This window comes from Brevundimonas sp., from assembly GCF_046299535.1.
Taxonomy (GTDB): domain Bacteria; phylum Pseudomonadota; class Alphaproteobacteria; order Caulobacterales; family Caulobacteraceae; genus Brevundimonas.
This window is the reverse complement of sequence record NZ_JBKBIB010000002.1, coordinates 1-26325: the sequence shown is the minus strand read 5'-3', so window position 1 is coordinate 26325 and position 26325 is coordinate 1. Positions and strand designations below refer to the sequence as shown.

The following is a 26325-nucleotide window of genomic DNA, read 5'->3' as shown; positions in this document are numbered from 1 at the left end:
GCCGGCGAAGACCGGTTCATCCCACACGGTCATGCGAGGCAGAATGTCGGGCGATCTGCGCCGCTACCTGATGCGCGCCTTCCGCTCACCGAGGCGGAACGGAACGATCTGTTCCAAGACAACACGCCCGCCATGTCACCGCCGGGCTGATGAAACAACCTCGGCGACGCGAGGGGCCAGCCGCCTCGCCATAAAGGCCACGCCCTCCGCATTTGGGTGGATCCGGTCCGCAAGCGCATAGGCGGGGTCCAGGGCGATCCCCTCCAGCAGGAACGGGTCCATAGCCGCTCCATGCCGACTCGCCACGTCGCGGAACAGTCCATCGAAGGCCAGGGCGTAGAAGGCGAACCACGGGGGCGCCCGCATCCCGCACACCATGGCTGGAATGGATCGCGCCGCCAGACGCGACAGAATGGCGTCCAGATTGGCGCGGACCCGTTCCGGAGCGATCATCTGCATCAGGTCGTTGGCGCCCAGCGCCACGATGCAAAGGTCGGTGTCATCGGCGATATCCCGGTCCACCCGGCGCAGCCCGTCGGCAGTCGTGTCGCCCGAAACACCCGCGTTGACCACCCTCGCCGACAGGCCCAGGGCGGCGAGTTCCGCGCCGAGCCGAACGGGCAGGGCTTCGCTATGCCGGAGTCCGTAACCGGCCGTCAGGGAGTCCCCCAGCATGGCGATCCGGACGCCGCTCAAGCCGCTTCATCCCGTATGTGCAGCGGCCCGGTCGGGAACCCCAGGGCAGGATTCGAAAGGACGCTCACCGCGCGCTCGCCCTCATAAAGCGCGATGGTTTCGAAGCCTGGCCACTGCGCGGACAATCGCTTCAGCTCCAGTTCTGCTGTGAGGTCGCTGGCCGCGCTGACGACCACAATATCCCGGACCTGAACACCCGGCAGATTTACAATGCAGTAGTAGGAAATCACGCGTTACGCTCCGGGTCCGCGCCACAACGGCGGGCGGGGCCGCCGGTTCCCCGGAAAGGTCAGCTGGCCGTGGATCCCGGCGAGGAACAGACCGGGTCGAACGCAGCCTCTCTCCCGTCCCGGCCCTACCGCAGCTGGATGCGCAGGCCCGAGAAACCAAGGCTCAGCGGATATTCGATGTTCAGGTCGATCCGACGTAGGTGGCCCCAGCGCCAGAGCCCCCCGCTCGGGATCGCGTTTGGTCCAGGCCCGGCAACCTCCCGGGAGGATGTCCAGCCTGCGGAGACTGCGTCCCAAGACGGCTGGTCGGCGGCTACCGATCCCGCGAAGCGGCGTACACTGATGCCGCCGGATCCGGTCGAACTCACCATGTCGAAGGACAGGACGGCGTCGGTGTAGGTCACGCCGGCCGGCACCGAGAACGTGGCGAAGGCGATCCCTCGATTGGTCAGCGAGGCGCTGGATCCTCTTGTTGTGGTGTAGGCGGGTGAAAGCACGAATTCGAAGCTCGTCGACACGAGACAGAGACACAGGGAGCCTCCGTCAGTCGGCGCATAATCGTAGGTTTCCGCACGTGCCGGCGACGTCAGCAGCACAGTGGCTGCGAACGCCGCCAGGATCACGAGCCACGACTGGAGCCATCGTGCGGTGCTGGCAGCCTCGCGTCCGACTGGAGGTGACCCGGAGGCCCCGCCGAAAGGCTTTCCGGAAGGCTGATTAAACGATGAATTGCCCAAGGATTCCCCCACCAGTACGCATGAGGGCGCAAAGGTGGCGCGCTTGAGAACTCGACGCATCTCCAATTGTGTAGACATGCCCCGACACGGCGTCTGACGCCGGACGCGGGCGTGAGCAAGACCCCGGAGCGGAGGACGGTCTCAGGCACCTGATGGCCGGCCCTGCGGTGAGCGTCCGCTATCGAGCCGCCGGGGCGCCCAGGGAAGAAGCCTGTACAATATTGGATACGTCGAACGCTGCGGGATGACGTAGTCTTGGGAGTCAGTCATCAAGAACGGAGTCCCCATGCGACGCCTTGTACTCGCGTCTTCACTGCTGCTCGCGGTCAGCGCCTGCGCCACCGTTGAAAGCACCGATCCCCGAACCTGCCATCAGCTAGAAGCGGAGATGTCGGGGCTCCTGTTTGACCTCGAGGGCCCTGCGTTGCGGGCGGCCTATGATCAACTCATGTCGGTGGCGAGGGCCAAGCGCTGTGCGTGGGTAGACATCTGAACGCCCTCACAGCTTTGGCATCCGCGCCGCCAGCTCCAGCTGGCTGGCCACGCCGACCTTCTCGTAAATCCGGCGCACTTGCGTCCTGACCGTCCCCAGAGACACGCGCCGCTCGTGGGCGATGGCGGCGGGGGAGCGGCCCGCTGCGAGTTGGGCGGCGATGGCTGCCTCGCTTGCGCTCAGCCCGTACAGAGAGCCGGCCGCCACGGCCACGCGCTTTTCATCCCCGCTCGGTCCGTGAACGATGATCAGGGCCCGAGGACCAAACCCTGGCGCACTGGATGAAGGGAGCGGCGCCGCCTCAATGAACAGACGCTCGTCGCCGTGCAGGCGTCGGGCGGCTACGGCATAGGCCGGCGGTCCGCCAGTAAGGGCCGCCGCGAGGGCGAGCTCCAGTCCGTGGCGATCGGCTTCGCATGCCGTGGTCAGCCTCCCCTTTCTCAGCCGCAGGACGTCGCCGTCCGTCAGGAGCGCCTCAGCGGACGCGGTCATGCCTCGCACCCGACCTCCCGCATCGCAAAAGAAGGCGGTCGCCCGCACGGCCTCGAGCGCCCCGGCCAGGAGCTGGGCGCCCTGCGCCTCCAGCGCCATCTGTGTACGCACAGCGCCCCGAGCATGGGCGGCCAGCAGGGCGAATGCCCGCTTCTGCTCCGAGCTGACATTACCCTGCTGCTCACTGCGGAGCAGGGCAAGCCCGGCGTTCCGTTCAGGCTCCTTGACCAGATTGGTCAGGCACGTGTGGTGCATGTCGTAGGTGCGGATCCAGTCGGCATATTCAGGACTGAGCCGCATGTCCGTCGCTGTGGTGAAAGCCGACTCGTCCAGCACTTCCAGTTCAGCCGCGCGCATGCCAATTCTGACCCGAGAGTTGATAGCCGGGTCGCCGCCGCCCGCCACCAGGAAATCACGCCCGGTCTCCGGGGGGACGCCGGTCATGACATTGAAAGGGACGGTGGCTTCGGATCCCAGGCCGATCAGCTGGGCTCCGGTGGAACCGGTGACGGCAGCCAGGCCATCCAGGGCCTCCTCCCAGCTCACCTGCCCCAAGCCGGCGGCCTGAAAGCGTTCGGCCGCCGCTTCGACGGATTTCTGCGTCACGCCACTCATGTATTAGCACTACTCCCACCCCTTCCCGCAGGTAAATGGAGAAGCGCCCGATAATCAATGGGAACGCGGCCTGACGCGACGTGACTTCAGGCGCAAGTGCTCCACTGCAATGCCGTGGGCATTCCTCCTCGGCGGGCGGTGATCAACGCCGCTCCGGTCCAATCGTCCCCCGCAAACAGCTCCGCGCCCTGAGCATTGCGGTGGGAAAGAGCCACAGCCACAAGGGGGCGGAAATGGGCCCGCACGGACTCTCACCACCGCCTCCACGCTCGGCCGCATGGGACCTTCAAACCCGGCAAGCTCGCGTCCCACGCAGAAATAAAGCCCCCCTAGGGCGCGACGGATTCTCTGGCGGCGGACTGCAGACAGGACAGGGCCGCGCGCAGCTCGACATCTCTCGCTTCGCCATGGCCAAATAGGGCGATACGGACATCAACCTCCGTCTGCTGATCACCGGTCGGCGGGCGGTGGGTGCCCGGGCCAACGCAGGTCAGAGTCAGGCGCCCCGGCCCGGCCGCTTCCGCGCGCATCACAACCGGCGCCGGCGACTGCCAATGATCCCGACCCGGCGTCATGGGGCGAGCACAGGTCGCGAAGTCTGCCTCGACCAGACAGCGCGTGACATGAGAGGGCGTTGTCTCCAATGGGTGACGAGAAAAGGCTCCGGCTGCGCTCATGTACTGCAAGAGGGCCTCGCCGAGGGCGCGGGCTTCATGATCGGAGGAGACCACCATTATGGCATAGGGCGGCGGAATCGAGGCCTGAGCAGGGGCCGTAAACGCAATGAGGGGCGCCATGATCGCGGCGACGGCGGCCAGACGGTTCATGCCCCTTCCACACCTCTCAGGCTTCGTCCGCAGGAAGGGGCGCCCCCCGACCTGTCGCATCGAAGCGCCGCCCGCCTCGACCCGTGCCCCAGCCAGGGGCCTTGGGCTGGCGGACGAGCTCCGGCCGCCGTTTATGGATTTCCCCGGGTTGCTGTGTCCCATCCCAATTCTCCGCCTCAGTCCGACATTCAATGGCGTAGCCATGGGCCTCGCACATCTACAGAATTGCAGATGCTGGAACCGTCCGGCTGACATATGCACCCTACCCTCAGGCCGCCCCGGCCAAGCGTTTCGGCTCCGGGCTGAGGCCCAAACCAGGGCGCGGATAATGGTGCGATGACGATGCAGGACCCCGCCCCGATGACAAGGCTATCCTCATATAGCGTCAGAACTGACCGCCCGCGCGCAGCCCTGGTCAGGGTCAGCCGCAGAGTTCGGCAGGGGAGCATCGGCATTCTTTTGGCGACCCTGTCCGTCTGGCTTTCTGCGACACCAGCCGTGGCGCAGACGGACAACGCGCTGACACGCGCCGATACCTACAGGGCGGAGCGGGCGGCCGCTTGCCGAGGTGGTGATCTCGACGCCTGCGCTCAGGAGGGGCAGAATTACTGGGCGGGCGTCCGCGTACCGCGGAACTTGTCTCTGGCCGCCGAGTTCCTGGGGCGGGCCTGTGACGGCGACCGGCTCGCGGCCTGCGTGAGCCTGGGACGCCTTTATACGGATGACGCCAATCCCTCGCCTCGACCACGAGCCGCCCTGGCGCTCTTTGAACGCGCCTGCGCAGCGAGGGAGGTGAATGGCTGCGTGGCCGGCGCCGTCGCCCTGCAAACTCCCGACGGGCGCCACTACAGCGACTGGGCTGAAGCTGAACCCTTGCTGCAGCGAGCGTGCCAGCTCGGTCACACCGAATCTTGCTGGCGATGGGGGGTGGTCTATTTGAACGGTGAAGGCGTAGAGCGTGATTTTGGCCGCGCGGCCGCACCCATGGCGAGCGCTTGTCGAGGCGGAGGGCGACCGGCATGCGCCGTCGCGGCCAGACTCTTCGGCGGAGGTCACGGCGTCCCAAGAGATCTGGATGTCGCTGAGCAGATGGCCGAAAGAGGCTGCGCGCTCGGCGATCAGGTTTCATGCGATCTGCGCGATCACACCCGATCGCTCCTGGAGGCCCAGCGCGAGAGGTGACAGCAGGCGCGGGATGAAGGCGCCTGTAACCCGAATGCGTGAGAAGCTCGACGGTCCTGAGGAAATCCCATGCTGGATGTCAAGACCCGACAGCTGATCGCCACCGCGGGGAATCGGCGTCAGATCGAGCTATCTGCCTTGTTCATAGGCCTGGAGCCCCCACCCCTTCGACACAAGGCGCGCGGGGCCCGTAGCCAGTCCTGGACCGACCTTCGGGACGCCATTACGATCGCTATCGGCGAATGCGACGATCTTCGGGTGCTCAAGACCATGAAGACGCGACCGGAACTCGTCCTCAGAGGCACAGCGGCAAGTTGGCGGCGGTTTCTCGTCGATCACGACCGGTTGGTCAGGGAACGCTCCATCATGTTCCGGGAGCATCGAAGGAGCTGGACGGAGGGGTTGAGGGGATTTCCCGAATAACCCGTGCGGCGAACCTTGGGAAAGTCACGGGCCCGCTACCTGCGGGTGTTCCCCCCCCCATCCGATGCCGCAGCGGCTGCCAGTCGGCGGACCCGTAAGGAGGTGCAAAGGTGGTCCACTGCACGCTGACGGGATTCATCAGGAGGCAGCATCGCCACGGTCATCCGGCGCATCACGCGGGGCAGCTGATGCGCCCGACCAGGAAGCAGAGAGTGGCGTGTTGGCTCCGCGGAGTGCCTCCGTCGGGGACGTGTGGACACCCGCGCCTCGGCCACGCGGCGTATACAGCATTGGAGATGCGGGAAGCCCGCGCTTGCAGCATGATGGGCTGCGGCCGCCCTTGGTCGATGGAAGGACGAAAGCTCATGCTGAATAGGCAGCTTAGAGGCGTGGGTATCTTAATGCACCGGTTGAAGTGGGGAATCGCCAGCGCAGCGGCGCTCTTCGGACTAGGAGCGCCGATCGGTTCCGCTACAGCGCAGGAAGGGATGCCCAACTTCCGGTCGGAGGCGGAGCTGCTGCACTTCCTCATGCCCGATCCCGACGCCGGCCTCGCCATCGCGGAGTTGCCGCCGCCGCCCCCGCCTCCGTATGTGCCGATGGCGCCGCCCCCACCGCCCCCGCCACAGGGTTCTTCTCCGACAGCTGCGCAGTCGAGCGCGCCACCTGCGCCCGCCCCCTCAAATCCCTCCATCACCAATGTTCAGATCGCAGGTGTAGATGAGGGTGGGATCGTCAAGGTTATCGGCGACCACCTGGTGATCCTGCGCCGCGGCCGCCTGTTCACCATCTCGACAAGTGCCGGAGACTTGATCCCGGTTGCCTCGATAGACGCCTTCCCTCCCGGGGTGGACGCCTCAGGCGACTGGTATGATGAGATGCTGGTGCGAGGCGATCTGATCATCGTGGTCGGCTTCAGCTACGACCGGGGCGGGACCGAGATCAATCGCTTCCGGATGTCCAGTGACGGCGATTTAACCTACCTGGATTCCCATCACCTCAAGTCAAGTGATTACTACTCCAGCAACAACTATGCGTCACGCATCGTCGGCGACCGTCTCATCGTCTACACACCGCTATATTTTGATCGGTCCGCGCGGGATCCGCTCTCCGACCTGCCCGGTCTAAGTCGCTGGGAGCCGCGTCGCGAGCGGCCAGTTTTCGAACGCATAGCTTCGGCGCGCGAGGTCTATCTTCCCGTTCCCCTGAAAACCCAGGGCGCCGCAACGATCGAGGCGATGCACACGGTCAGCCGGTGTGACCTGACCAGTCCAGAACTCTCCTGCGAGGCCACCGTCGTATTGGGGCCCAACAGCCGCACCTTTTTCGTGTCACAGAACGCCGTCTACGTCTGGGTGGCTCCGGTCTGGTCGGGCTGGGAGGAGGATACCGGGGGCGAAGGCTTCCTCTACCGTATTCCGCTGGACGGTGGCAGGCCCGCCGCGGTCCAGGTCGCAGGCGCGCCCCTCAATCAGTTCTCCTTCAACCCCGATCTCATCAACAGCCGCCTCGATATCGTGGTCACCAACCTGACAGACGATGACGCCGCGTGGGGACCGGAGTTCGGAGCAGGCCAGCCTGCGCTGCTGCAACTTCCTACTTTTCGATTCGGTGACGGGTCACAGTCGGCCCACCGGTCGGATTATCGCCCCCTGCCCGGGGCCGAAGGTGTTTACATCGGCCACAACCGCTTTGCGGGGGGATGGCTGCTGTACAGCTTGAACGGATGGACCCGGAACTCGGGCGTGTCGCACCTGGTGGCGGCCCGCCTCGACGGAGCCGGGCATCCCCTCACCTTTCAGATCGAGGGCGGCGTGCGGCGTATCGAACAGCTCGGCGAGGACGCCCTTCTGGTCGGCGGCCATGGTGAGACCATCTTCACGCCAGTCGACCTGACGTCCAACGCGGTCCCTTACCTGGACCAGGCGTTTGTGCTGCCCGATTCGCGTCAGGCCGATTCGCGTAGCCATGGCTTCTTCTATCGCCCCGATCCCGACCCGGCGGTGAGAACCAGCGGGCTTCTCGGTCTCCCGGTGATGCGTTTGGCCGAGAACGTGTGGACCGCAGAAATGCGTTTCCTGCGCCGCCAGTACGGAAGGCTGGCGGACATGGGCCGTCTGGGCGCCAGCCCGGGGCGGCGCGAAGACGGCTGTCAGGCCTCTTGTGTGGACTGGTACGGCAACGCCAGGCCAATCTTCCTTGGCGACCGGCTGTTCGCCCTTATGGGTTACGAACTGGTTGAGGGCGCCCAATCCAACGGGGAGATCCGCGAACTGCGCCGCGTCGACTTCGGACCCTCATCAAACGCGGGAGACTAAGGACAACCACTTGAGGCTCGCAGAGCTGGTCAACTGGAGACCGAGCCACGCTGGGGGCCGACGGTCCACGTGGCTGAGCCAACGGGCTCTTTAACGCCCCGCTTCAAATTCGCCTTGATCGACCTGTCAGCTCTCACCACCTGGGGCCGCTTGCCACGGGCGCGGTGGCCCATCACCATTTCTTGAGCAAAGCTTTCGCTCGCTGCCGGAGAGTCCGCGGCCTACTGAAGGTCTTCGGGGTGAAGCTGCCGATGCGCCTGTCGCGCGGAGCCTTCGACGTCGCCGTGCGCGACACCATCGAGAGCTATCCGGGGCTGAGCCGCGCACCCCTGCCCATGCTCCATGCGCGGCAGATGCTGTTCAAGACCTTCATGGAGCTTGATCGGCGGATGCGAAGGCAACTCTCATGCGCTCGATTACGTGGCCGAGCCTGAAGGCCTGGGGCATGCGGCGGAGGAAGACCAAGGGCCGGCGACGCGCCATCGTCGCCGTCGCCCGAAAGCTCGCTGTCGTCCTGCACCGCATGTGGGCCGACGGCACAGAGTTCCGGCACGGATCGGAGGCGGCGGCATGACCTGACCTACAGCCTCCGACCGATCCTGGCCGGATCGTCCCACGCGGACGACGGGATGGATGAAGCCGAAAATGTCTGCTGTGCCCCGAGCGCGACCAATAGCGAGGCTCTCCAGACCCTGATCCCATGCATGCGTGCAGCGGCTCCGCTCGCAAGGAGCCACCCAGACTGCGAAGAGAAGCGTGACCCGCGTCGTCGATCAGTCCGACGATCAAAACCAGCTTGACCCCTATCCCCGGTTAGAGAAGCGGACATCGGCCTACCGACACAGATTGGACGGTCCGACCAAACCACCGGACCGCCCTTCGGCAGAAATGTGGCGCAGCCAATCTCAGGCCGGGGCTGCTGGCGCAGCTGTATCGGCCGCCCTTCGCGACCGCGCTCACCATCCGAGGCTTTCTAAGCACTACGGACGCCATTGTCCGCCTTGACTCCAACGCGGCGGTTTCCAGCGCCCCTCGCGCCACGCTCCCGCTACGAAATTGGTCAAATAGACGTCCGCACCTGGGCGGGCCGTGCAGACTCTCCCCCCAGAAGATCTTCCACTACCGACCGGAAGACCACCGCCGTCAACGGCTTGGTGAGCACCGCGTGGGCGCCGAGGGTCCTGGCGACCTCGAGCAAGTGTCGCGCATCCATGCTGCCGCCGCTGGAAATGGCCAGGATGCGCAAGGAGGGCTGAACCTGACGCGCTTCCATGATCGTCTCCAAGCCATCCATTTCGGGCATGAGCATGTCAAGCACCATCAGGTCAAAGGGCACGGCCTTGAGAACATGCATGGCCTCAAGACCGTCGCCGGCCTCCACGATGGCGTGGTCGCCCTCGCGCAGGAACTCGGTTGCGATCGTCCTGATCATGGGATCGTCGTCGACGATGAGAATGGCGGCCATGGTGCTACTCCAAGGGGCAGCATGGCATGGAATGAGCGCCGATCCCCTAACGGAAAGGCTTAATCTTCCTAAGCAGCGACATCCGCCAGTTTCACGATCACCTCAGGGGGCAGGGGGCGGTGGAAGTGATAACCCTGCAGGTGGTGCGCGCCGGCGGTGCGCAGGAAGGCGGCCTGTTCAGCTGTTTCCACGCCTTCGCACGTGACCGTCATGCCCAGCGCGCGACCAACGCTGATGACCGCATGAATAATGGCCGCAGAGGAGGTGTCCACGAGGCAGCTGTCCACAAAACTGCGATCAATCTTCAACGTGTCGAAGGGCAAGTCCCTGAGCGCGTGAAAACTGGTGTACCCCGCTCCGAAGTCATCGAGAGCGACCCGCACCCCCAGGTCTTTCAGCGCCGCGATGGTCACGGCGGCGCGGGCGACCTCAAGCATGGCGGTCTCGGTGACCTCGATCTCGAGCCGGTCGGCCGGAAACTTCCCGGCCTTCAGGGCGGCCGCCACCCGGTCAGCGAATCCGGGATCCTGGAACTCTTCCGGAAAGACATTCACCGCCACCCTCATCGCTGACGGCGCGGCGAAGTCGCGCATGGCGCGCGCGAGGACGAAATCAGTCACACGTGGTCCCAAGCCCGACGATGTGACGGCGGGAAGGAAATCGTCGGGGGACAACGGGCCGCGCGTAGGATGGTCCCATCGGATCAAGGCCTCGACCTTGCCGCAAGCCGCGCCATTTCGACCCACGATCGGCTGATAGACGAGCTTCAATCCGCCGTCCGCGAGGGCCTGTTCGATGGCGGACTCGATGGCGTCGTTCGGTGGCGCGTCCGCGAACAGGGCTGTCATCGTGCGCGCGAGCACGTCCTGCAAAGCCTTCATCGGGACGTCGGGGCCCGTGCCTCCGGACCGCGCTTGCGCCTCGACCATAGAGGCGACGTCCGCCACAGCCCGGGCGCCAAGGCTCAGGCTCATGGATTTCAGGGCATGGGCGGTGCGAGCCACGGCGTCCAGATCCCCGGCCCGGAGCGCAGCATCGATCTCGCGAGCGCGCAGCGGCGCATTTGCGCGATAGAGACTCTGCACCCGGTCCAGAAACTCGGGCTTCCTTATGGCGATGGCGTCCAGGTCCGCCCTGACCCTGGGGTCGAAAAGTACAGCATCGGCGTCGGCCTGATGTGTATGAGGCGGAGACGGGGGCGCGGTCACAGCCCTATGGGCGCAGGTCCGCTGCAGAGCTTCCGCCAGGTCCCGGACGGTGAAGGGCTTGTGGACCACCCCGTCCATGCCGGCCTCCCGCCATGCGTCCGCTCCGGCCCCGATGACATGGGCGGTCAGGGCAAGGATCGCCGTGCGGGGCCGGCCAGCCTGCGCTTCCTCCGCCCGGATGCGGGCCGTGGTCTCGAAGCCGTCGAGGCCCGGCATAGAGCCGTCCATGAACACCAGATCGAAGGCCTCAACCCGCATCAGCGCGATGGCCGCCCCCCCGTCTTCGGCCAGGGTAACCTGCACATCAAGCTGACTCAGGCTCTCTGCGGCCACCTCGCGGTTGACGTCGGAATCGTCCACCACCAGCACTCGCGCCTCGGGGAAGCGGGGGAAATCATCCGCCGCCTGCTCCATGACGGCGTCGAGCCGGGGCGCACGGCCCTGGCTGACCTGCTCAAGTACGCTCACGAGATCAGCCCGGCTCAAGGGCCTCGGCAGGAGGGCGTCGGCGGCCGCGTCCTCTTCATCGAGGGCGATGCGCACCGCGTTGTTAGACATGGCGGCCGGCCCCGGGCCGAACATGAGACGCGCATTGGCGGGCTCCGCTCGTCGCACCCCAAAGGCAGCCAGATACAGGGATAAGGCCTCCGCCGACATCGCCCCGACGTCGCCTACGGCGACGGTCAGGCCGGACAGGTCCGCTATCGGCTGAACCTCGCCGGCGACGTGAAAGGGCGCGGAGAATGCGAAGCGCGAGCCGCGACCGATCTCGCTCTCCAGCCGCCACTCGCCACCCATAGCGCGCACCAGCCGGTCGCAGATGGCCAGGCCGAGGCCCGTGCCCCCAAAACGGCGCGTAGTGGACTGGTCGGCTTGGGTGAAGGCCTCGAACAACGTCGGCAGGCGGTCGGCGGGAATGCCCGGGCCCGTATCCTCCACGGTAAACAATACATGGTCGGGCGCTGTCGGATCGCTCTCGACCCGAATCAGGACGCCGCCGCACTCGGTGAATTTGACGGCGTTGTTGACCAGATTGCTGATGACCTGACGCAGGCGGACGGAGTCGGCCGACACCTCAGGCAGGCGCGGGTCCACATAGACAGCGAGATCGAGCCCCTTGCCCCGGGCGCGCTCCATAAAAAGACTGGCTACGTCCTCGGCCACCTCGGCCAGATCGACTGGCAGGATCTCCATCTCCATCTTGCCGGCCTCCACCTTGGAGAAGTCGAGGATGTCGTTGATGACACCCAGCAGCAGGCGGCCGGACTTTGCGATCACCTCGGCGTGGCGGCGCTGGCGGGCGGGCAGATTGGCCCGGGTCAACATGTCGCTGAGGGACAGAATGCCGTTCAGGGGGGTGCGAATCTCGTGGCTCATCACAGCCAGGAAGTCCGACTTGGCGGCGTTGGCGCTTTCCGCCACGTCCCGGGCGCGCGCCAGATCGATCGTCCTTGCGGCCACCTCGTCCTCCAGGTTTTCAACCTGGCGAGCGATGCGGACGTCACGATCCAGAACGCCCGCCAGCAGGGCGTTGAAACCCTGCACCAGTTCCGCCACCTCGCCGTCGGCCCGGATATCGGCAGGCCGGGAATAGTCATGGGTCGCCTGCACCTGATCCATGTGCGCCGCCAGGGCCCCGATGGGGCCACTGATGCGACGGGTCAGCCGCATGGCCACCGCCAGGCCGGCCAAGAGGGCGACCGCAGCGCCGGCCAGACTGATCCAGAGTGCGAACAGAATGCGCTCGCGGACGCCTGGCGCCCGGCTGAACAGCACGATTTCGCCGACCTGCTCACCGTGGCTGATCACGGGCGCGCGCGCTTGCAGGCTGTCGGTGGTCAGAATGGCCCAAAGCGAGGGTCGTTCGCCTTCGCGCACCTGGGCGTCCCGGGAGAGGCGAAGTCCGCCGCCGGTCTCAGCCAGCACGGCGCCGTCGGGGGTCTCGATCCGCGCGTAAGTTACATCTGGCATCTGGCGGATCGAGCGCACGCCCTCGAACGCGCCGCGGCGATCGCGCTCCCGGATAGCCTCAGCCGACAGGGATCCGATGACCCGCGCGGCCTGGGTCAAGCGTTCCACCTCCAGATCGGCCTGTCGCCGAGCCTCTATCACTGTGGACAATCCCGCCGTCGTGAAGAACGACGTCGCCAGCGCTGAAAGCACCAGCACCACAAGTTTTCGACCAATGGTCTTTCTGGAGGTCACGGGCCCCTTAAGGTCAAGCTTGTCAATCTATAAACGATACCGGCGGTTAATGACTCCGCGATTAATGTCCCCTCTTGAGAAGGAGGGCCGATAAAGGCCTGAGGGTTGATGGCGAGTTTCGAGTACGTGGACCTGGGGTCAGCCACGATCCTGTTTGTGGATGACGACCCCATCTTGCGCGAGTTCGCCAGGGTTCACCTAGCCACAGACACGGCGGCGGTCGAGTTGGCGAGCGACGGCGCCCAAGGTTATGCGATGGCGTGCGACGGTCGATATGATCTGATCCTGACCGATCTGGAGATGCCCGTTCTTGACGGGTTCGGCCTCATCAAACGTCTGCGTGAGAATTCCGTCACGCGCCATACGCCCGTGCTCGTGCAGACCAGTCGCGAAGACGTGGCTTCCATCGACTGGGCCTATCGCGCCGGGGCTGACGGGTTTGTCACCAAACCTCTCAATTGGCGGCTCCTGAGCTATCAGATCGCTTTTGCGCTACGCGCCGCCCGGATGCAGCGTGACCTGATGGCCTACGGGGCGCTACGCCGAGCGGCGGGATGACCGACCGCCCGGTTCTGAACGGTCTGCGCCAAGGCCTGGCCCTGATCTGGCGGAGCGAAGCCGGAACGATCGCCATCAAATTCGCTCTGGCCTTCCCGGTCCTCGCCGTGGTCGCTGTGGGCGCCATTGATCTTTCGGAGGTCCAGTCGTCCAAAACCCGCTTGCAGGATATCGCCGACAACGCGGCTCTGGCAGGAGCCGCGCAGTTGCGCCTGGCCACCAATCTGTCCGCCGCTGTCGAGCGAGCTTCGGCCTATGTGGACGGCCACCTGCAGGATTGGACACATGCGCCCGAAGTGACACAGCGGGTTCAAGTGATCACCATTGATGGCCAGAATGCACTTGAAGTTGTTCTGGACGCGCACCGGGACTCTTTCTTCGGCAGCATGCTGCCGCCTGGGGGCTGGCATTTCAGCGCCGAGGCGCGCGCCGTCACCCTTGCGCGAGCGCCCCTGTGCGTGCTGATCACGGGCGATCGCGGCGAGCGAGTTATGAATGTGCGGGACTATGGGCGTATCAGCGCCCCTGCTTGCATGATCCATTCCAATCGCGACATCATCGTGGACGGGGGCAGCGTGTCCGCCGCCGAAGTGCAGGCCGTGACCGACGCCAGAGGAACCATAACGCCCCTGCCCGGGGTAGACGCCGCGTCCGTCCCGGATCCATTTGCGGACTCGGATTTCACCCCCCCCCACGCCTGTTCCGGCGCGGCCTTGCCGGGAATGGTGCAGAGCGGCGTCTTGCGTCTCTCTCCGGGGGTCCACTGCGGCGACATTGCGATCGTGGGCGACGCCGTGCTGGTGCTGGAGCCTGGCGAGCACTGGTTCTCCGGCGGCGTAGTCGATATTCGCGGCCAGGGACGGCTGATCGGGAATGACGTGGCCCTGATGTTCGCACCCAACGCCCGATTTGAATTCCGGGGCCAGGCTACGGTCGATCTGGAGGGCCGGCGCACAGGGCCGTATGCGGGGTTCGCGGTGGTGTCTGCGCCCGCCAACATTGAGGAGTTTCTCATCTCCGCGGACAACGTCCGGCGTCTTCTGGGCGTAATCTACATCCCGAACGCCCAGCTGGTGGTCGAAGGTCGGAGAACCGTCGCCCAGGACAGCGCCTGGACCGTAATCGTGGCACGGCAGTTGCGCCTGAACGGGTCGCCATCCCTCATTATCAACGCGGGCTACGGTTTCGGCAACGTGCCCGTACCAGAGGGCGTAGGCCCCTCCGGCGGCTCGACCCAGTTGATCGAGTAGGACGCGTGGATGCCCGCCGGCCGCTTGGGGCAGCCGCACAGCAGACTTCCCCAACACCCGCAATGAGCCCCCTGCCGACCTTTTAGTGGTTTGGAAAGCGCCAGCAACGGACGCTCGTACCAGCCCCGAAAGCGGACGCTCGGTGGGCTGTTTGAGAAAGTCGCCGGTTCCAGTTAAAGCACCAGCGATCCATCAGGCAGCCGCGATATCAGCAACCCGTACTCGCCGTTGGACAGCAACAGGGTGCCATCTCCGGCCTTTTCCACCAGAGGATCGGCGTGGAGAAGACGGATCGCGTCGGAAGCTTTGGGCAAGGCGGAGCCATCCGCCGTGTCGCTCAAGCCAGGACAGGCGAGAGGCCCGGCCGGGAGCATCGCCCCTCCGCTTTTTCGCAGCTGACCCTGTCCCGTGTATCGGAATGTCAGGTCGACCTCAGGGCAGCCCCGAACCCGTAGCCGATCTCCCTCGATGACAATGCGGCTGGACGCTTCGGAAAGGCCGATCCCGGCCACGCCCCCGTCCGGCGGAAACCAGGAAACCTCGAGCATTTCCCACTCGCCCTGAAGCTCGGTGCTCGAAGCGAGGTAAGAAAGGCGACGCACGGACGGGCGCTCAAGGATCAGTTCGTCTTGCCCGGCGCGCAAGCGCAAGCGATCGACACTGATGAACTCGATGCTCGGGTTCCGCTCGAAAAAGCCGAAGTAGCGCACTTCCCGTGGACCACGCTCCGGTCCGCACCCGATCTGCGTCTGAACGCCGTCGCCGCCGAGCTCCGCAACAAAGCGCCCGTCGATGACGCGACCCGATCGGCCAGTGTAGTTGCACTCCATCCTCAGGCCTACGCCGTTCGTCCCGAAGTCGGCGTAGGCGGCGCGCACGGTTCCGGAGAGCCGTCGCGGCCGATGGCCTTCGAAACTGACGACGTCCCATTGGCCAGCGACATCCGCCGTGGTCGAAATCGGCGTGAGCGGAGGAGCCGGATCTGTCGGTGCGTCATCGAGTGGGCCCGCTGCTTCACTCACCGACTCTGAGGTCGGGGCGCACGCGGCCAGAGCGAGGACCATCGCCAACAACGTCGGACCGAACCCTCTTTGCGCTCTCTCGCTCATGACAATCCTTTCGCTGTCGCACGACGGCAGTATCTCGGGTCCGGAGCTTACTCTGTTTCCTTCGTCCCGAATGCGCCATCACCAGACTCGCCGCCTTGACCCCAAATACGTCATTAAGCAGGTCGCCTGGGCACCGCTGGCAAGGCCCACCCTTGTACTCTTGCGCCCGATCCTGTTCGCGTCCGCTGTCTCAGGAGAACACGTCAGCGACGTAGCGGCCATGCTCCCGCTCGATTTCGTCGGCCCAGGCGTTAGCCGCTTCCTCGCTGACCTGCATCGCCTCGCGATAGATGCGGATGAAGGTCTCGCGCACGGCCGGGGCCATGCGCTCGCCGTCGCCGCAGACGAATACGGTCGCGCCGCGCCGGAACAGGTCGGCGATCCGCTCGCGATCTCGCCAGACCCGATGCTGGACATAGGTGACCTCGTCCTCGGGCGCCTGGGAGAAGGCGAGGCGGACATCGACCACGCCCTCGGCCCGCCACTGCTCCAGTTCCTCGCGGTAGAGATAATCGACATCGGGATGGGCGATGCCGAAGAACAGCAGCGCCTCGCCGACCTCGCGCCCGCCCGACTTCTGGATGGCGCGTTCCTGCAGGAAGCCGTGGAAGGGCGCGATGCCGCTGCCAGCGCAGACCAGGATGATCGGCGCGGCGGGGTCTTCGGGCGGGTGGAAGGCCGCCTGGGACGGCCGCACCGCGACCGACACCGCCGCATTTTCGACCAATCCGGCCAGGTAGGTCGAGGTGACGCCGAGATGCCGCCGCTCGCCGGCGAGCGCGGGCGCGTCAAGCACGGCCACTGTCAGCGAGCAACGGCCGGGATCGCGCAGCGGCGAGGACGAGATGGAATATTGCCGCGCTCGCATCGGGGGCAGGGCTGAGAGGAACTGCCCAAGCGGCAGTTCGCACGCGGGGAAACGCTCCAGCAGGTCGAGCAGACTGACCCGTTTGGCCAGGACATCCCGCGCATATGCCTCTTCTTCGCCAAGAGCCTCCAGGGCCGCGCGGTCCGGCGGACACCGCGTGGCGGCGGCCAGCAGACCGACCTGCGCACGCGTCGCCGGTTGGCCCAGTTCGACATAGTCGGCGAGGACCTGGGCCAGGGCCACGGGGTAGCCGCTGGGCAAAGAGACAGCGCCCCGCTGGCCGCCGATCACGACCTGGGTATCGGCGGCGAGTCCGAAGCGGCGCAGTACCCGGTCGATATCGACCTGCGGACTGCGCGGCAGCACCGCGAGATAGTCGCCGGTGCGGTAGCGCATGCCGGGCGGGAGCGCGATCTCGATATGGCGCTTGGACCGCGCGAGCGGAGAGGTCATGTCCACGAGTTCGCGGTTCTCGAGGATCCGTCCCTGGTCGAGGTCTGGCAGGCGCAGCGCCTCAAGCCGGTCCGATCCGACGATCTCGACGTCGAGGCCTGCATCCGTCGGCTCCAGCGCCTGCTTGCCCAAAGCGGCGCCGAGATCATGCCAGAGATCGCCGTACCATGCGTCGAAGCCGCCGAAGAAGTCCCCCGCGGCGTCGGTCTCGCCACGCGGCTTGATGCGCGTCGCGCCGGCTTTTTCCATCGCGGCGTCGACTCGTTTGGGGATCGCCTGATAGGTCCGGGCCCACTGGCGGTTGCCGCAACCGAAGACGGTGAAGCGAACGCCCTTGAGCGCATCCGCGCCCAACCCTTCAACCCAGGGCACGAAACGCCTCGCATTGTCGGGCGGCTGGCCCTCGTAGGAGGCGGTGACGATTACGACGGCGCCGTCCCGCGGCAGCCGCTCGACGTGATCATCCAGCGGCGCGGTCAGGGCGGCATAGCCCTGGGCGGCGGCCTCCTGCGCGATCCGTCCGGCGAAGGCTTCGCACGAGCCGGAATTGCTGCCGTAGAGGACGAGCAAGGGCGTGGTCGCCCCGCCCTCCACCTCAGCGGAGGCGGGGGCCGGCGACAGCGTTCTGGGGGCCGAGGCCGGGATCTTGCTGCGCGACCGGGCCGTGACGTCATCGCGCCGCCGGGCGTGGACGCGGAAGCCGTCGGCCTTCAGAGTCAGGGTTTCGGCGACCTTGAGCTGGTAGGCCGGGTCGACCTCGGTCAGGGTGAAGCGCTGCAGGATCATCGTCAGCACCATCTGCGCCTCCTGCATGGCGAAGCCCCGGCCGATGCAGGCCCGCCCGCCATTGCCGAACGGCTTCCAGGCGTTGGGCGGCAGTTGCTCGGCGGTCTCCGGGGCGAACCGCTCGGGCCGGAAGGCCTCGGGATCGTCCCACACCGCACGGTCGCGGTGCAGGGCCGGGATCAACACCAGCAGTGAATCGTCGGGCGTCACCGGATACCGTCCGGCCAGCAGGGTCGGTTCATGGGGTGCGACCGCGAACGCCGGCGCGGTCGGCCACAGGCGCAAGGATTCCTGCAGGATCTGCTCGATATAGCGCAGCCTGGCCAGATCCTCGACCCGCGGGGGTTTCCCGTCCAGCACCGAGTCGACGTCCTCGCGCGCCCGCGCCAGGACCTCGGGATTGCGCATGAGAAAATAGAGGGCGAACGACAGCAGGCCGCTGGTCGTCTCATGCCCGGCGATCAGGAAGGTCACGAGCTGGTGGCGGATGTTGGTGTCCGACAGCCGTTCGCCAGTTTCCGGGTCCTGGCCCGAGAGCATGATGTCGAGCAGGTCGCCGCGCGCGCCGATCCTGCCCTCTGCCCGGCGCTCCTCGATGATCGTCCCGGCCACGCGCTTCATCAGCGCCAGGTCCGCCTCATAGCGGCGGCGGGACGTCAGCGGCAGGGTGTTGGCGAAATCCGGGCGCCGCGCCCGCGCGCCCGCCTCGGCCAGGGCCCCTGACATGGCCGCGACGAAGGGGTGCATCTCATTCTGATAGAAGCTGTTGAACCGGTAATCGAAGGCGCACAGGGCGATGGTGTCCAGGGTCAGGCGAGTCATGTTGTCGGCGACGTCGATGACCGCGTCCGGGCCGAACCGCTCCCAGCGCAGCAGCATCTGGTCAGCGATCTCCTCCATGCGATCGAACATCGCGCGGACGCCGATCGGGCCGAACGCGGGCATCAGCAAACGGTGCGCCTTGGCCCAGTTGGGCTCGTCATTATAGGCGGTGAACAGGCCGTCGCCGCCGAGATCCCGCAGAGCCTGCAACGGCCGGTGGAGGTTTTTGGCAAATCGCGTCTCGTCGCAAACCTCGTTCACCAGCGCCTGCGAGCCGAGCACAATGATCGATTGGCCGAAACCCGACATGCGGAATATCGGGCCATGAATCTCGGCCAGTCGGATCAGGCTCTGAATGGGCGCCTCGCCATCTATGAGATTGAGGTTGCCGACCAGGGGCAGACTGCGGGGCTGCGGGATCAAATCCATCGTGTTTGCGGTCATGACGGGTCTTTCTGCGAACGGTCCGCGAGGACCCTGGCCGCGGTCGCCCGGGGCTCGTGGAGAAGGGTGGATACGACCGTCTCGATCAGCTGCGCGCGCGCCTCCGAGGGCGCGATGTCGGGGGCCAGCCGTGCGACAAGCTCGGGAAATCGGGGGGGCTGGCTGAGCATGCTGTTGAGCAGCACATAGACGAGCGCGGGATGCGCGCCCCTGATGATGCCCGCGGCGATGCCGGCCGTGATGAGCGGCCGGGTGGCCTCATAGGCGGGGCGAAGGATTTTCTCCGTGACGATCGCCGCCCGATCATCGCCTTCCGAGGCGATCCGCAGGACAAAGTCGCGCACGTTCGGAAAGGCGTCGTAATATGCACTCGTGATTGAAACCGCGTCGCGCAGGCGCTCGGCGAGCGGGCGGCTGTCGTCGTCGAACAGCCGCCCGGCCGCCGCCAGGCTCGGCGTCATGGCTTCGGCCAGCCGCTCGACACAGGCCGTCCACAGTCCATTCTTGTTGCCGAAATGCACGCGGATGAGGTTGGGGCTGACCCCCGCCGCCGAGGCAATGCCGCGCAGATCGGCGCCATCGAAGCCGTGCCGCGCGAAAGCGTCCACAGCGGCGCCCAGCAGCGCCTCGCGGCCATCGGTGCGGTCCTTCGTGGGGCGTCCACGTGACCTTGAAAGGAGTCCCGTCATCACATCAGTAGCCCATTAAATGTACACTTGCACATTTAATGGGCTACGAGGCGGCTTCAAGGCCTTGAAGCCTCGCTTAACCAAGGAGGCCGTTCGAAGCTGCTTGCCATTGGCCTTGCTGACGACAATCCAGCTTGCTTGGTCGAGCACCCGGTCAACAACGCCCTCAAAGAGGTCATGGCCGAGGCGGAACAACGGCTCCTGGATCGCTTTGGAGAAGTCACGATAGGTGCCCTTTCGCGCGAGATGACGTTCCCGGATGGAGTGCATTCGGCAGAGGAAATCCTCTGATGGACGCCACGCGCGTGACGACGGCTCTGCGCCAATTGCAGACTCTGGGACCTAGCCGGGAACCGGACCTTCAGAAGCCGGTGCCTACGTGGCCAGCTGCGATAGAATCGGCGCGAGGCCCAACCGCCGCCGACCCCGAGGCCAATGGCCATCGCGATGCTCTGAGCGGTGCGGCGTACTTGCGCCAGATCTCCCACCCGCCCTGCGTTCCAGTTGCGGTCGCCGTCGCTGCTGTCATGTGGCCGATTGCCAAGGCCTCCGCCGCCAGATGATCAGGTCGACGGAGGGCCTCAGACGGGAGACAAGTGTCTCCGTACGGTCAGCTCGTGGTCAGTCAGGTTGAACGGGGTCAGGCGTCCAGCCCCATGCTCCCATCATGACGTCGAAAAGATGGGTGTTGGGGAAGTAGCCCCGAATGCGATCGGCGCCGGCGCCGATCGCGAGGGTCGGAACTTCCTCGGCCGTGTGGCTGCGATTGACGAGGACGTTCTCGAGCCGAATGAGATCGTCATCAGCGCCCGAGGCTTTCCAGGCTTCATACCCCTCAAGCAAGGGCTCACCGCGGCTGCCGCCGTCGACCTGAAGTCCGAAGGAGTGGTCAGAGGTGAACAGCAGCAGCGTATCCTGAAGGTCGACGCGCGCCTCCACCTCCGCCATCAGCCTGTCGAAATCGACGATGTTCTGCAGCCCTTTCCGGGGGTCGTCGGTGTGGGCGTCCCACTCCACGATCAGAAAGTACCCCTCCGGCGCGCTTTCCAGCAGGCTCAGGGCTCGAAGCGTAGCCGCATGCACATCCAGATCATCGGCGACAACCAACGGCCGCGCATTCTCCGCAGGCGCATCGTCGAGTCGCGCATAGATCGGCCGGTTGTGCGTCTCGCTCAAGGCGTCAAAGCTCAGGCCTGCGGCGTCGAGCTGATCGCCGATTCTCCCGCGGCCGGCCCCGAACATCACATCCACGCCGTCGCCATACCGGGGCGAGAACAACTGCGGGAATATCCCACCCCAATTGCTGCGATCATTCGAGTGCGCATACGCCGCAGCCGGCGTGGCGTCTGCGGCCGACTGGCTGGTGATTACGCCTGTTCGAAGACCGCGTTCTTCAGCGTACTCGAGAAGGGTCCTGGTCGGCGCCCCGTCCTGACGCCCCCGCACGGCGGATGGGGACTGGCTGATCACGCCGTTACGCGTCTTCACGCCTGTCATGATCGCGGACATGCCATTGGCGGAGTCTGAAACAAACCGATCCACGGGCGAGGTCTCGCTCAACCCCAGATGGGGCCATTGCTGAATGTGCAGCCTCAGCGGCTCACCATAGGCCATGAGGCTGGCCGCATTAAGCGTGGACACCCCCGCCGCATCCGCCACGAAAAGGATGATGTTCCTGGCCGGCCTCGCCTCCGCTGTGGCGCTCGGCGGTTGAACCGGGGCGACGTCCTCAGCGAGGGCCAGAGACGGGCCGGCGATCAATGCCGCCACGGCGGCCATCAGAAGGTGGCGAGAAAATTTCGACATGGGCGTCGTTCCTGATTGTCTTGCGGATGGGCGTCGTCGGGAGGCGGGCGGCGATGGGCGTCTACGTCGGCCGGAAGCGTGAGCGGCGAACAGTCGCGCCCCCCCCTGCCTAGAAGTTCAGGCGCATGCCGATCATGTAGCGCGCGCCGAACCGTTCGTACTCCGAGACCCGCCAGGCTTCGCCCTGATACCGGATGCCCGGCTCGTCCAGCAGGTTGTTGGCGTCGAAGTAGATTTCCGCATGATCGTTGAAGGCATAGCTGGCCTTGAAATCCAGGCGGCCCACTTCGTCCCAGTAGCCGTCGCCCAGGATGTCCCCATCACCCAGGCTGTCGAGCCATTTGGTACGGTACTGCCAGCTCACCCGGGACGAGAACCCGTACCGTTCGTAGGATACGGCGGCGTTGTAGATGAGGTCGGATGCGCCCGGCAGGGGGACCTTGCGGTTGTCAGGGGTTTCGGTTTCCGAGTCGTTGAGGGTCAGGTTGCCGCGCACGCCGAAACCTGCGGCCCAGTCCGGCAGGCCGAGCCCGTCCACGAACGGCTCAAGGGTCTGTGAAAAAGCCACCTCAAGGCCGCGCAGATAGCCGCTGCCGCCGTTGTCAGTCGTGGAGTAGGTGTACTCTGACCTGTCGATGCCGGGCTGGTTCAGGACGTCGCTGCCAAAGCGAGGGTAGGTGACGCTGAACAGCACGTCTTCCAGGCGCTTGTAGTAGGCGCCAACCGAGAAAAAGGCGCCCGACGGCAGGTACCATTCCAGATAGGCGTCAACGCCCTGGGCTCTTTCCGGACCGGCTGACGGGTTGCCGCCGCTGATGACTTCGTCCTCATCGTTGATGCTGAAGTTTGGCCGCAGCAGGGTGAAGTCCGGTCGCGCTGCGCCGGTATTGGCGGACAGCCGCAGCTTCAACTGGTCGTTGATGTCCCAGTTCAGGTGGGCGCTGGGCAGGACCACGACATTGTCGCCGCCGACGCGCACCGGCTGGAAGCCTGCGGCGCCCTGGCTGACAAGCGCCTCGCCCTCGTTGTCGACGCGTTCAGCGCGAACGCCGACCAGCACATTGCCCCAGTCGAAATAGGTCGTCGCCATGGCGTAGCCAGCCAGTACGGTCTCCGAAACCTCGTAGTTGTTGGTTTCCGATGTATTGGCCTGAATGCGACTAAGCCCGCGCCCGTGCAGGTCATTCCAGATGTCCCGGGCGCCGCTCTCGGAGAAGTAGCGGAAGGCATAGCCCAGCGGCAGTTCACCCATATAGGGATCGTTGATCGCGAAGTCGGCCGTGGACGGAAAAGGCACGCCGGCCGCGGTCAGCATGGCGGGGACGATCTCGAGGGTCTGGCGCGTGTCCTCCTTGGTCCGGTCGTCGTACTGGCCACCAAACTGCAGTTCGGTCGGACGTCCGAACAGGGTCAGGTCGCGGCTGAGATCGATGCGCGCGCTGTAGGATTGACTGTCCTGCAGCCGCGTGGTGGAGCGCAGGTACACGAATTCGTAGTCCTGCGGATCCAGCGAGCGCTTGGAGTCTCCCCGCGAATAGGTGCCGTCCGGATTGACGATGGTCTCAAACAGCTGGACGCCATGTTGTTCGCGATTGGTGAAGTCATAAACCACCGTCGGGCGCAGGCTGTAATCGATCACGCCCCCCGGCCGCGGACTGCGCCAGGCAGAGTTGAAGGACGGCCCGCCCTCAGCCCGTGACTGGGTGTAGTTCAGGCGCCACGACACCCCCCACTCGTCGAACCGCTGCTCGCCGCCCAGGGTATTGGTGAAGATGCTTTCCAGCGTGTGGTTGATGTTCAGCGTGCTGTCGAGCTCGACGCCGTAAATCGTGCCCTGCAAGGCCGAATTCCCGGTGCGGACATCAGCGTAGCCCCGGGTGATCGCAGCCGCGTCGGTGCGTACGGCTCCATCGTCCAGGTCGAACTCGTGCGCATTGCGCATCTCGTCGTCCGTGAACTCCGTGTAGATGCTGGTCAGGAAAAAACGGTGCTCGTCGCTGGGGCGAAAGTCGAAGCGTCCCGCGTAGGCGGTGTTGCTGCGCGTGAGCCGATAGAGTTTGTTCTGGTGGGCGTCCGCCCAGGTCCGGTCTTCTGAACCCGGCTCGCGGTCTTCCGACGCGACTTCCCAGTCGGTCTCGAAATTGTCGGTGATCATGTTGCGCTCATAGCGCGACGCAGACAGGGCCACGCCAAACCGGCCGTCCCCGAAGGTGTCGGCGATGAAGCCACCTAAATCGTACTGACTGCGCCCGCCGAGATCGTTATAGCCGTACCCAAAGTTCAGCGAGGCGGCGAGGTCGGGATAGTCAAAGGCGCCGCGAGTGGCGATATCGATATTGCCGGCCAGGGTTTCACCCGACATGGCCGCCGTAACCGCCTTGCGCACCGTCACCGACCGGGCGATCGAGGCCGGTATGGTGTCCGTGCGAGCGCTTTTGCCGCCTGGCGCGATGACGTTGACGCCGTCGAAGGAGATGGTGCTCCAGCGCGAGGGCGCGCCACGAAGGCTGATCGAGCGCTCCTGCCCTTGGTCGCGCTCGACGGCGACGCCGGGCAGGCGGCTGAGCGCGGCGGCGATGTTCTGATCCGGAAAGTGACCAATCGCGTCTGCCGACACCACGTTGACAAGAGCCGTGGACGAACGCTGGAGCTGAAGGGCCGCGGCCTCGGACTCAGCCTGGGGGCGGCGGCCGATAACCACCAGCTCATCCACGGAACTGGCCCCTGAATCAGCCGGCAGCGCGGCGGTCACCGACGTGACGGTGTCAGCGGAGATGATGACCTCCGTTCGGTAGGTCGCCCGGCCGAAATACTGGATGACGAGGGTCTGGCGGCCGATCGGTGCGCGCTGGAAGCTGAACCGACCTTCACGATCCGTAACGGCGACGGGACCGTGGCCTTCGATCCTGACCTCCGCACCCACCAGATAACCGCCGCGCTCGAGATCAGTCACCACGCCGACAAGCTCACCGGCATCAACTGCTATCAAGCCTGCCGCTTCTTCGTTTGCGAAGGCAGTAACAGGAAGAACTATAAGCCCGACGCCTATAAAGCCTGCGCCGCTGAGAAGAATTGACTTAAGACTTTTATTAAACATGCGCAGCGTGCCCCGAGTAAGAGTGTCTTTGTGGGCAGAGCTATATCGCCATCATAGCGACGACAGGATCATGGTTTTAATACATTTTTGCATCTGTACATCGCCCCCATAATGAACAGCGTTATCCTCCGGGACGGCTCGTAGCAGCGAGCTGACTGTCCAGTCTGGACGTCGTGCGGAAAGCGGACCTTCCCAACTGCCGCTTGGAGCCCTCTGCCATCGTGACCACGGCTTGGAAAGCGCGCCAGTTGCCGACATTCGCTTCGGGCCAGAGTGAGGCCTTTTCGTCCGTTCCGTCTCGCTTGCCTCCTTTACTCAAATGGATCGGCAATGACGAAGTGACCGACGACCAAGGTGTGGCTTTAGTGTCAGGAAGCTACGGCGGACCGCATCTCGTCCAGGTAGGCGGCCTCAAGTTGCTGTGCGCTCATCGCGGCGGCGACGAGCGGCGGGGCCATGCGACCCGTTGCGCATCAGGCCGATCCGGTCCGCGATCTGTTTGGCCCTGAAGAGATCGTGGGTGACCATGAGGACCGCCGCGCCCGCGTCCCGCTGCCGGGACACGAGATCATGAAACTCGGCTGAAGCCTGCGGGTCCAGCCCGGAGTGGGCTCATCGAGCAGGATCACCTTTGCCCCCTTGGCGATCGCCAGGGCGACGCCGACCTTCTGACGCATGCCCTTGGAATAGGTCGAAACCCTGCGGTGCAAGGCCGACGAAGGAAGACCGGCCTGCTCCAGACACTCGAGCAAACGCACGGACGTCCCCTCCGGAATGGCCGAGAGAGTCGCGAAATAGCTGAGCCGGCGATACGGTCCAGGGTGTCCTGAACAGCTGCCGCAGGCAGAAGCAGGCGTAGCCAGCCAGCTTGTCCCCGGGGACTACAGAACAGTACCGCTGTATCGTAGATTGCTTGGCTCAAGCGCTGCATCGGCACGACAGCGACGTCGCCGCTGAAGCCGGGATCTCGTGCGCAAAATGATAGACACAGTGGTGGTGACCCAGCTGCCGGGGCGCAGCCAGTTTTCCCTGAGGGTAAAACGCAAAACAGCCGCCCTGGCGAACCGGGGCGGCTGTTTTGGTGTCTTGGGTGCGGGAGCAGGATTTGAACCTGCGACCTTCAGGTTATGAGCCTGACGAGCTACCGGGCTGCTCCATCCCGCGGCAAGGCGGTCTATGTGAAGGAAGAAAAAGGTTCGAGAACGATCCGGCCTCAAGTCGCGAGCAACCGCGTTGCGAGCATAGGCCGAAAAGCATTCTGTGTGTCTGGTAGACCCGGCGACGACCTACTCTCCCGCGCCTTAAGACGAAGTACCATCGGCTCTGGAGGGCTTAACGACCGAGTTCGGAATGGGATCGGGTGGGGAACCTCCGACATAGTCACCAGGTCAACCAGACACACAGAAATGAGAAGACATCGTCGCGTTTTTATTTCGGCAAGTAAAACCGAATGAGTTTTGCTGAGAAACGATCAAGCCGATCGGATTATTAGTACCAGTAAGCTTCATGCGTCACCGCACTTCCACACCTGGCCTATCAACGTGGTAGTCTT

At 65.1% G+C, this 26325-nt stretch carries 20 protein-coding genes, 1 tRNA gene, 2 rRNA genes and 2 pseudogenes; 8 read left to right on the top strand and 17 right to left on the bottom strand.

Translation table 11 applies throughout. The annotated features are described in order from the left end of the window. Positions 1-135: 135 nt before the first annotated feature. From ACK4FB_RS01620 to ACK4FB_RS01600, 5 genes are all read right to left on the bottom strand, one after another. A complete protein-coding gene (locus tag ACK4FB_RS01620) occupies positions 136-696 on the bottom strand; it encodes an arylesterase (RefSeq protein WP_409747155.1) in 561 nt (186 codons plus the stop codon). Then, positions 693-926: a hypothetical protein gene (locus ACK4FB_RS01615; RefSeq protein WP_409747152.1), complete on the bottom strand. Its 234-nt coding sequence runs from the start codon at positions 924-926 to the stop codon at positions 693-695. The genes ACK4FB_RS01620 and ACK4FB_RS01615 overlap by 4 nt, the downstream gene beginning before the upstream one ends. A gap of 125 nt (positions 927-1051) precedes the next feature. Next, positions 1052-1549, bottom strand: a complete 498-nt coding sequence (locus ACK4FB_RS01610) for a hypothetical protein (protein WP_409747149.1) — start codon at positions 1547-1549, stop codon at positions 1052-1054. 613 nt (positions 1550-2162) lie between these two features. Further along, positions 2163-3254, bottom strand: a complete 1092-nt coding sequence (locus ACK4FB_RS01605; protein WP_409747146.1) for a helix-turn-helix transcriptional regulator — start codon at positions 3252-3254, stop codon at positions 2163-2165. A 338-nt stretch (positions 3255-3592) separates the two neighbouring features. Further along, positions 3593-4090, bottom strand: coding sequence for a hypothetical protein (locus ACK4FB_RS01600; protein ID WP_409747143.1), 498 nt, complete (start codon positions 4088-4090; stop codon positions 3593-3595). Positions 4091-4426: 336 nt separating this feature from the next. On the opposite strand from ACK4FB_RS01600, the gene ACK4FB_RS01595 reads away from it, so the two are divergent. From ACK4FB_RS01595 to ACK4FB_RS01575, 5 genes and pseudogenes are all read left to right on the top strand, one after another. Then, positions 4427-5272 carry a tetratricopeptide repeat protein gene (locus ACK4FB_RS01595; RefSeq protein WP_409747140.1) on the top strand — a complete coding sequence of 282 codons (846 nt, stop codon included), beginning with the start codon at positions 4427-4429 and terminating at the stop codon, positions 5270-5272. A gap of 69 nt (positions 5273-5341) precedes the next feature. After that, a complete protein-coding gene (locus ACK4FB_RS01590) occupies positions 5342-5695 on the top strand; it encodes a hypothetical protein (protein ID WP_409747137.1) in 354 nt (117 codons plus the stop codon). A gap of 401 nt (positions 5696-6096) precedes the next feature. Next, the gene (locus tag ACK4FB_RS01585; protein ID WP_409747134.1) at positions 6097-8013 is read left to right on the top strand and encodes a beta-propeller domain-containing protein; all 1917 of its coding nucleotides are present in this window, start codon (positions 6097-6099) and stop codon (positions 8011-8013) included. 239 nt (positions 8014-8252) lie between these two features. Beyond that, the gene (locus ACK4FB_RS01580; protein ID WP_409747131.1) at positions 8253-8447 is read left to right on the top strand and encodes a hypothetical protein; all 195 of its coding nucleotides are present in this window, start codon (positions 8253-8255) and stop codon (positions 8445-8447) included. Next, positions 8405-8587, top strand: a pseudogene (locus ACK4FB_RS01575) (IS110 family transposase); the annotation flags it as partial. The gene ACK4FB_RS01580 and the pseudogene ACK4FB_RS01575, both read left to right, overlap by 43 nt. A gap of 486 nt (positions 8588-9073) precedes the next feature. Here the strand turns inward: ACK4FB_RS01575 and ACK4FB_RS01570 are convergent. Further along, the gene (locus tag ACK4FB_RS01570; protein WP_409747129.1) at positions 9074-9478 is read right to left on the bottom strand and encodes a response regulator; all 405 of its coding nucleotides are present in this window, start codon (positions 9476-9478) and stop codon (positions 9074-9076) included. 68 nt (positions 9479-9546) lie between these two features. Beyond that, positions 9547-12891 carry an EAL domain-containing protein gene (locus ACK4FB_RS01565; RefSeq protein WP_409747126.1) on the bottom strand — a complete coding sequence of 1115 codons (3345 nt, stop codon included), beginning with the start codon at positions 12889-12891 and terminating at the stop codon, positions 9547-9549. Positions 12892-12999: 108 nt separating this feature from the next. Between ACK4FB_RS01565 and ACK4FB_RS01560 the strand changes: the two genes are divergently transcribed. Together ACK4FB_RS01560 and ACK4FB_RS01555 are read left to right on the top strand one after the other, a co-directional pair. Next, positions 13000-13449 carry a PleD family two-component system response regulator gene (locus tag ACK4FB_RS01560; protein WP_409747123.1) on the top strand — a complete coding sequence of 150 codons (450 nt, stop codon included), beginning with the start codon at positions 13000-13002 and terminating at the stop codon, positions 13447-13449. After that, positions 13446-14699: a TadE/TadG family type IV pilus assembly protein gene (locus ACK4FB_RS01555; RefSeq protein WP_409747120.1), complete on the top strand. Its 1254-nt coding sequence runs from the start codon at positions 13446-13448 to the stop codon at positions 14697-14699. The genes ACK4FB_RS01560 and ACK4FB_RS01555 overlap by 4 nt, the downstream gene beginning before the upstream one ends. 173 nt (positions 14700-14872) lie before the next feature. Here the strand turns inward: ACK4FB_RS01555 and ACK4FB_RS01550 are convergent, their stop codons facing one another. From ACK4FB_RS01550 to ACK4FB_RS01525, 6 genes are all read right to left on the bottom strand, one after another. Continuing rightward, positions 14873-15808 (bottom strand): hypothetical protein, encoded by a 936-nt coding sequence (locus tag ACK4FB_RS01550; RefSeq protein ID WP_409747117.1) that lies wholly within the window; start codon positions 15806-15808, stop codon positions 14873-14875. Positions 15809-15998: 190 nt separating this feature from the next. Then, on the bottom strand, positions 15999-19160 hold the full coding sequence (locus ACK4FB_RS01545) for a bifunctional cytochrome P450/NADPH--P450 reductase (protein ID WP_409747114.1): 3162 nt from the start codon (positions 19158-19160) through the stop codon (positions 15999-16001). A 17-nt stretch (positions 19161-19177) separates the two neighbouring features. Continuing rightward, complete coding sequence (locus ACK4FB_RS01540; protein WP_409747111.1) at positions 19178-19870, bottom strand: TetR/AcrR family transcriptional regulator; 693 nt, start codon at positions 19868-19870, stop codon at positions 19178-19180. A 15-nt stretch (positions 19871-19885) separates the two neighbouring features. Then, positions 19886-20140: a hypothetical protein gene (locus ACK4FB_RS01535; RefSeq protein WP_409747109.1), complete on the bottom strand. Its 255-nt coding sequence runs from the start codon at positions 20138-20140 to the stop codon at positions 19886-19888. Positions 20141-20491: 351 nt separating this feature from the next. Continuing rightward, complete coding sequence (locus ACK4FB_RS01530) at positions 20492-21649, bottom strand: alkaline phosphatase (protein ID WP_409747106.1); 1158 nt, start codon at positions 21647-21649, stop codon at positions 20492-20494. Between the two features lie 136 nt (positions 21650-21785). After that, positions 21786-24773 (bottom strand): TonB-dependent receptor, encoded by a 2988-nt coding sequence (locus ACK4FB_RS01525; RefSeq protein ID WP_409747103.1) that lies wholly within the window; start codon positions 24771-24773, stop codon positions 21786-21788. Positions 24774-25229: 456 nt separating this feature from the next. Here ACK4FB_RS01525 and ACK4FB_RS01520 point away from each other — a divergent pair, with 456 nt between their 5' ends. Next, positions 25230-25358 carry a hypothetical protein gene (locus ACK4FB_RS01520; RefSeq protein WP_409747653.1) on the top strand — a complete coding sequence of 43 codons (129 nt, stop codon included), beginning with the start codon at positions 25230-25232 and terminating at the stop codon, positions 25356-25358. Between the two features lie 32 nt (positions 25359-25390). Here ACK4FB_RS01520 and ACK4FB_RS01515 read toward each other — a convergent pair. The 4 genes and pseudogenes from ACK4FB_RS01515 to ACK4FB_RS01500 form a co-directional block, all read right to left on the bottom strand. Continuing rightward, positions 25391-25531 (bottom strand): annotated as a pseudogene (locus ACK4FB_RS01515) (ATP-binding cassette domain-containing protein); the annotation flags it as partial. Positions 25532-25860: 329 nt separating this feature from the next. After that, positions 25861-25937, bottom strand: a tRNA-Met gene (locus tag ACK4FB_RS01510). 109 nt (positions 25938-26046) lie between these two features. Further along, positions 26047-26161: ribosomal RNA gene (gene rrf / locus ACK4FB_RS01505) — 5S ribosomal RNA — on the bottom strand. A gap of 79 nt (positions 26162-26240) precedes the next feature. Next, positions 26241-26325 (bottom strand): 23S ribosomal RNA (locus tag ACK4FB_RS01500); the annotation flags it as partial.

Bases quoted from the DNA above. Each gene is read 5' to 3' on its own strand.
- ACK4FB_RS01600 (WP_409747143.1), bottom strand. From the start codon at position 4,090: ATGAACCGTCTGGCCGCCGTCGCCGCGATCATGGCGCCCCTCATTGCG.
- ACK4FB_RS01595 (WP_409747140.1), top strand. From the start codon at position 4,427: ATGACGATGCAGGACCCCGCCCCGATGACAAGGCTATCCTCATATAGC.
- ACK4FB_RS01590 (WP_409747137.1), top strand. From the start codon at position 5,342: ATGCTGGATGTCAAGACCCGACAGCTGATCGCCACCGCGGGGAATCGG.
- ACK4FB_RS01585 (WP_409747134.1), top strand. From the start codon at position 6,097: ATGCACCGGTTGAAGTGGGGAATCGCCAGCGCAGCGGCGCTCTTCGGA.
- ACK4FB_RS01570 (WP_409747129.1), bottom strand. From the start codon at position 9,478: ATGGCCGCCATTCTCATCGTCGACGACGATCCCATGATCAGGACGATC.
- ACK4FB_RS01560 (WP_409747123.1), top strand. From the start codon at position 13,000: ATGGCGAGTTTCGAGTACGTGGACCTGGGGTCAGCCACGATCCTGTTT.
- ACK4FB_RS01555 (WP_409747120.1), top strand. From the start codon at position 13,446: ATGACCGACCGCCCGGTTCTGAACGGTCTGCGCCAAGGCCTGGCCCTG.
- ACK4FB_RS01550 (WP_409747117.1), bottom strand. From the start codon at position 15,808: ATGAGCGAGAGAGCGCAAAGAGGGTTCGGTCCGACGTTGTTGGCGATG.
- ACK4FB_RS01540 (WP_409747111.1), bottom strand. From the start codon at position 19,870: ATGACGGGACTCCTTTCAAGGTCACGTGGACGCCCCACGAAGGACCGC.
- ACK4FB_RS01535 (WP_409747109.1), bottom strand. From the start codon at position 20,140: ATGCACTCCATCCGGGAACGTCATCTCGCGCGAAAGGGCACCTATCGT.
- ACK4FB_RS01530 (WP_409747106.1), bottom strand. From the start codon at position 21,649: ATGGCCGCCGTGGCGGCATTGATCGCCGGCCCGTCTCTGGCCCTCGCT.
- ACK4FB_RS01525 (WP_409747103.1), bottom strand. From the start codon at position 24,773: ATGTTTAATAAAAGTCTTAAGTCAATTCTTCTCAGCGGCGCAGGCTTT.
- ACK4FB_RS01520 (WP_409747653.1), top strand. From the start codon at position 25,230: ATGCGACCCGTTGCGCATCAGGCCGATCCGGTCCGCGATCTGTTTGGC.